This window comes from Okeania sp. (assembly GCF_983059655.1).
Window position 1 is genome coordinate 1 of sequence record NZ_CEZPJD010000428.1, and the last position, 5,202, is coordinate 5,202.

Genomic DNA, 5,202 nt, shown 5'->3' on the forward strand with positions numbered 1-5,202 from the left:
TAATTATTCATTATTAATTATTAATTATTAATTATTGAATACCCTCTTCATACCACTTAACAACTTCTTGGACTGTCAAATTTTGAAGGGGTACGCCAAATTCTTGAGAAATCTCCTTTAAAGGACGTAACGAGGAGATGACCAATCTAGTAAAAAAGCTCTCAAAGTTAGCATCCACATCTAAATTTTGCTTAATATTCTCGTCCTTTTGAATCCAAGTAGTTATCTGTTCTGAAGGTATTTCATCTGGAGCTAAACCTGTTTCCTCTGCTACTTGCTTCAGACACCTCAATGAATAAATGGCCAGTCGCGTTGAAAACTTGTCTTTGGAAGTTAGAAGCGCTGCATCAACTTGAGCAGATTCCTCCGCTGTTAAAAATTCCATAGATTGTTGCATATTAATTTTTGATTTTATATTTTTTGATTTAAGGATAAAAAGGGAGTGGCTCACACGGATTATGGCACGGATACACTGATACGGAAGGGAGTAGGTACGGACGTTGCATGCAAGGTCCGTACAAGGAGTGGGGGAGTGGGGCAGGAGATTGAAGTAATTATAGAATTATCAACACATATCATATTTATATAACCGGATTCTATCTCAGAATTTAGACACTCATTTTTATCGCAAGGAACAAGAACAAGTTGTTTAGGATAGAGACTGATGATAAACCTCAGATAGAGAAATGTCCCCCTATTCCCTGTTCCCTCTCTTAGTTATTAAATAACCACAACGATGTTCTCCATTAACAATCCAATGAGTTCTCTCCACAGTACAATCAGGCAGTACAGCACCAAACATCTCTAATTCATGGCCACAAACACTGGGGAAAGATTCGGCCACACTGGAGATAGCACAGTTGTGCTCCATAAATATGTAGCTTTCAACGGGCAACTGTGGTTCTCCTATTTCTGCTGAGGAAGCTGAATCACTTTTGACTTTTGAGTTCTGAATTTTGAGCGATCGCTCGTCCACTTCCTGAGATTCTACAGGATACCACTCTGCCATGAAACCCTCAGCTTTGCGGAGTTCTACTAAATGGGCTACGCGTTCCTGCACTTTTCCTGTCCCTAATAGTTGGCGATAGTGCATTGCTTTACGCTGCCATTGTTTGTGGAATACTTGACTGAGTTGGTCTTGGCCAATAGTTTCGGCTAAGGTGTCGAGGAAGGAAACAGCAAACTCATCATAATTATGGGGAAAGCGATCGCGTCCTTGGGTTGTCAATTGATAAATATGTTGTGGCCTTCCCATCCCGGTTTGTACCGACTTATATACAATAAGTCCTTCTGTTTCTAAGTCTTTTAAATGGCGACGTATAGCTTGGGGGCTAATTTCTAAAGATTCTGCCAACTCTAAAGCGGTGGCTTGAGTTCGCTTCATTAAATGTTGTAAGATTTCTTGTTTGGTCGAATTTTGTTGAGTAATTTCCATTTTGTCAAAAAAAATACTTAAATTGGACTTTGACAATATCATTGTTGTTAATGTAACCTAAAATAGACTTAAGCAACAAATAAGTTGTTTAAGTGGTCGCTAAAGGCCATCTAAATTACTAAAGAAGTAAATATAAATAGGAAATAAATACAATGACTGCTAAAGTAACAAACTTAGTGAATCAACCATATAAATATGGCTTCGTTACTAATATAGAATCAGAAACTATTCCTCGTGGACTGAGCGAAGATGTAGTTCGTCTGATATCTGCTAAAAAAAATGAGCCAGAGTTTATGCTCAACTTTCGTCTGAAAGCATATCGGAAGTGGCTACAAATGAAGGAACCAGTTTGGGCGCACGTTGACTATCCACAAATAGATTATCAGAATATTATTTACTATTCTGCACCAAAAGTTCAAGATAAGAAGAAAAGTCTAGATGAAGTAGATCCTACTTTGTTAGAGACTTTTGATAAGCTTGGCATTCCCCTTTCGGAGCAGAAACGTCTGAGTAATGTGGCGGTTGATGCTGTATTTGATAGTGTTTCTGTTGCGACTACTTTTAAGGAGAAACTCGCTGAAGATGGTGTTATTTTTTGTTCTATTTCTGAAGCGGTGCAGGAGTATCCAGAGTTGGTGGAAAAATATCTTGGTAGTGTTGTACCTGTAGGGGATAATTTCTTTACTGCTCTTAATTCTGCTGTATTTAGTGATGGGTCTTTTGTTTTTATTCCTAAAGGTGTAAAATGTCCGATGGATCTTTCTACCTATTTCAGAATTAACAATGGAGATGCTGGTCAATTTGAGCGGACTTTAATTGTAGCAGAGGAGGGTAGTTCGGTAACATATCTGGAAGGTTGTACTGCTCCAATGTTTGATACTAACCAACTTCACGCTGCTGTAGTTGAACTTGTTACTCTCGATAATGCTGAGATTAAATATTCGACGGTGCAAAACTGGTTTGCTGGTGATGAAAATGGTAAAGGTGGTATTTATAATTTTGTGACTAAGCGGGGTTTGTGCAAGGGGGTAAATTCTAAAATTTCTTGGACGCAGGTAGAAACTGGCTCTGCTATTACCTGGAAATATCCTAGCTGTGTGTTAGTGGGAGACAACTCTGTGGGAGAATTTTATTCTGTTGCTCTGACTAATAATAAGCAGCAAGCAGATACAGGTACGAAAATGGTACATATTGGCAAAAATACTCGCAGTACAATTATTTCTAAGGGTATTTCTGCTGGCAACTCTGCTAATAGTTACCGTGGTTTGGTGAAAATGGGGTCTGGTGCTAAGGGATCGCGGAATTATTCTCAATGTGATTCAATGTTAATTGGCGATCGCGCTCAAGCAAATACTTTTCCTTATATTCAAGTAGATAATAATACTGCTAAGGTTGAGCATGAAGCTTCTACTTCTAAAATTGGTGAAGACCAGCTTTTCTATTTTACTCAACGGGGTATTTCTGCTGAAGATGCAGTGTCTATGATTATTAGTGGTTTCTGTAAGGATGTTTTTAATGAGTTGCCTATGGAGTTTGCTGTTGAAGCTGACAAATTATTGAGTTTGAAATTAGAAGGAACAGTGGGATAATTAATAATTAATAATTAATAATTAATAATTAATAATTAATAATTAATAATTAAGAGAGTGTTTGTAAACCAAAGATTAAGACATCTAGAGTGCTTAATATTGGTCGGTTACGGCGGACAGTTAAGATTTTGGTGAGTCAACATAAGTATTGTCGCCTAACCTACCCCGTGAGCTGGATTTAATATTCCTTTTACAAACAGTCTCTAATAATTAATAATGAATAATTAATAATTAATAATTAAGAGCTGATTTGTAAACTGGGTTGAAACTCATTTCTACTATGGGTTTGCGGAAAATTATGCCCTGGGGGGTGGGATAGTGTCGAACTCTTACACTGTAAAGCATTTATCCTCTTAATATTTACTTTGTAAATCACATCTAATAATTAATAATGGATAATTGGTAATTGATAATTGTGAAAAATAATGTAGTTAAAGAAAAATCATTTGCATTTGCACTACGAATTGTTAAACTGTCAAAACACCTTAATCAAGAGAAACAGGAGTATGTTTTATCAAAGCAATTACTCCGTAGTGGTACAGCAATTGGTGCTTTGGTGCGTGAAGCTGAATATGCTGAAAGTAGTGCCGATTTTGTACATAAAAATGCTGTTGCTCTGAAAGAGGTCAATGAAACTCTATATTGGTTAGAGCTATTACATCAAGCAAATTACATTGATGTCAGAGGATTTAACTCAATTAATCAAGACTGTATAGAACTCTTGAAACTTCTGACAGCTATTGTCAAATCAACCAAATCAAATAATAATTAATAATTAATAATTTACGGATGACGGCTATTGTAAATTTGACAAAATCAAACAACCAATAAACAATTGATAATTGATGATGAAAGAGTTGTTTAAAATTTTAGTTTTTTATCTAACTCTCTAAGACTCTAATTATCAAATATTCATTATTAATTATTCATTACAAAAGAGGTAAACATGATTAAAGAAAATAGCGAAGTTATATTATCTGTTAAAAATTTAACTGCTAATGTAGAAGGAAAAGAGATTCTCAAAGGTTTGAATCTAGAAATAAAAGCTGGAGAAATTCATGCCATTATGGGTCCGAATGGTTCCGGAAAAAGTACATTTTCTAAAGTATTAGCAGGTCATCCAGCTTACGAAGTTACAGGGGGAGAAATTACCTTTTTAGGCAAAAAATTATTAGAAATGGAGCCAGAAGAACGTTCATTAAATGGTATTTTTTTGGCTTTTCAATATCCCCTAGAAATTCCTGGAGTTAGTAATTTAGACTTTTTGCGAGTTGCTTATAATACTAAACGTAAACATCAGGGATTAGAAGAATTAGATGCTTTTGATTTTGACGATTTAGTTCAGGATAAATTAGATATCGTTAAGATGAAGCCAGAGTTTTTAGACCGGAGTGTAAATGAAGGTTTTTCTGGTGGAGAAAAAAAACGCAATGAAATCTTACAAATGGCATTGTTAGAGCCAAAATTAGCAATTTTAGATGAGACTGACTCAGGGTTAGATATTGATGCTTTGAGAATAGTGGCAAATGGAGTAAATCAATTAGCAAATGAATCAAATTCTCTGTTAGTAATTACTCACTACCAACGTTTATTAAACTATATTGTGCCAGACTTTGTTCATGTAACAGAAGGCGGTAAAATTATTAAAACTGGTACAAAAGAATTGGCATTAGAATTAGAAGAAAAAGGTTACGATGATGTGGTTGAAGAGGCAAAAGCTTATATAATTAATAATTAATAATTAATAATTAATAATTAACTATTACCTCTTCTTTAGAGGCTTAAGGAAAATTTGGTCTTCTCTTATTCTAATGGATATGGCGAGGAAATATCGCTATCCCTGGACCGCTTTTTCTCCTTTAAAGGATAGGCTTTTTTAAACCTTAATTATTCTGTAAAAAGTATGCAAGTGTCCGTAAAACCAGAGATATCTTATTTAGATAAGTTGCTGAAAGAGTGTTGTAAAGGAGTATCTCCAACGGTACCAGCAGAATTTCCTCTAGATGGAAATATGGCAAGTTGGTTACAGCAAGTACGCGATCGCGCAGCAACCTGGGTGCGTGAATTGGCCTTTCCGACAAAGCAAGATGAAGAATGGCGGTTTTCTGACTTATCTGCAATGATGAAGTTAGATTTTCAAGCGCCAGCACCAGTAAATTTGGATGCTTTGAATATTAC

General features: G+C 35.7%; 5 protein-coding genes and 1 pseudogene. 4 read left to right on the forward strand and 2 right to left on the reverse strand.

Annotation, left to right across the window (positions count from 1 at the left end):
- Positions 1–31 precede the first annotated feature (31 nt).
- Positions 32–397, reverse strand: a complete 366-nt coding sequence (locus AC3DU7_RS20990) for a hypothetical protein (protein WP_488041246.1) — start codon at positions 395–397, stop codon at positions 32–34.
- Between the two features lie 297 nt (positions 398–694).
- Entirely contained in the window at positions 695–1,435 is a 741-nt protein-coding gene (sufR, locus tag AC3DU7_RS20995) for an iron-sulfur cluster biosynthesis transcriptional regulator SufR (protein ID WP_488041247.1), read from the reverse strand.
- Positions 1,436–1,587: 152 nt separating this feature from the next.
- On the opposite strand from sufR, the gene sufB reads away from it, so the two are divergent.
- From sufB to AC3DU7_RS21015, 4 genes and pseudogenes are all read left to right on the forward strand, one after another.
- Positions 1,588–3,024, forward strand: coding sequence for a Fe-S cluster assembly protein SufB (gene sufB, locus AC3DU7_RS21000; RefSeq protein ID WP_488041248.1), 1,437 nt, complete (start codon positions 1,588–1,590; stop codon positions 3,022–3,024).
- Positions 3,025–3,439: 415 nt separating this feature from the next.
- Entirely contained in the window at positions 3,440–3,796 is a 357-nt protein-coding gene (locus AC3DU7_RS21005) for a four helix bundle protein (protein ID WP_488041249.1), read from the forward strand.
- A 174-nt stretch (positions 3,797–3,970) separates the two neighbouring features.
- Positions 3,971–4,762 (forward strand): Fe-S cluster assembly ATPase SufC, encoded by a 792-nt coding sequence (gene sufC / locus AC3DU7_RS21010; protein WP_488041250.1) that lies wholly within the window; start codon positions 3,971–3,973, stop codon positions 4,760–4,762.
- 165 nt (positions 4,763–4,927) lie between these two features.
- A pseudogene (locus AC3DU7_RS21015) lies at positions 4,928–5,202 on the forward strand (Fe-S cluster assembly protein SufD); the annotation flags it as partial.

Excerpts from the sequence above, each read along its gene's own strand:
- sufR (WP_488041247.1), bottom strand. The coding sequence starts at position 1,435 with ATGGAAATTACTCAACAAAATTCGACCAAACAAGAAATCTTACAACAT.
- sufC (WP_488041250.1), top strand. The coding sequence starts at position 3,971 with ATGATTAAAGAAAATAGCGAAGTTATATTATCTGTTAAAAATTTAACT.
- sufB (WP_488041248.1), top strand. The coding sequence starts at position 1,588 with ATGACTGCTAAAGTAACAAACTTAGTGAATCAACCATATAAATATGGC.
- AC3DU7_RS20990 (WP_488041246.1), bottom strand. The coding sequence starts at position 397 with ATGCAACAATCTATGGAATTTTTAACAGCGGAGGAATCTGCTCAAGTT.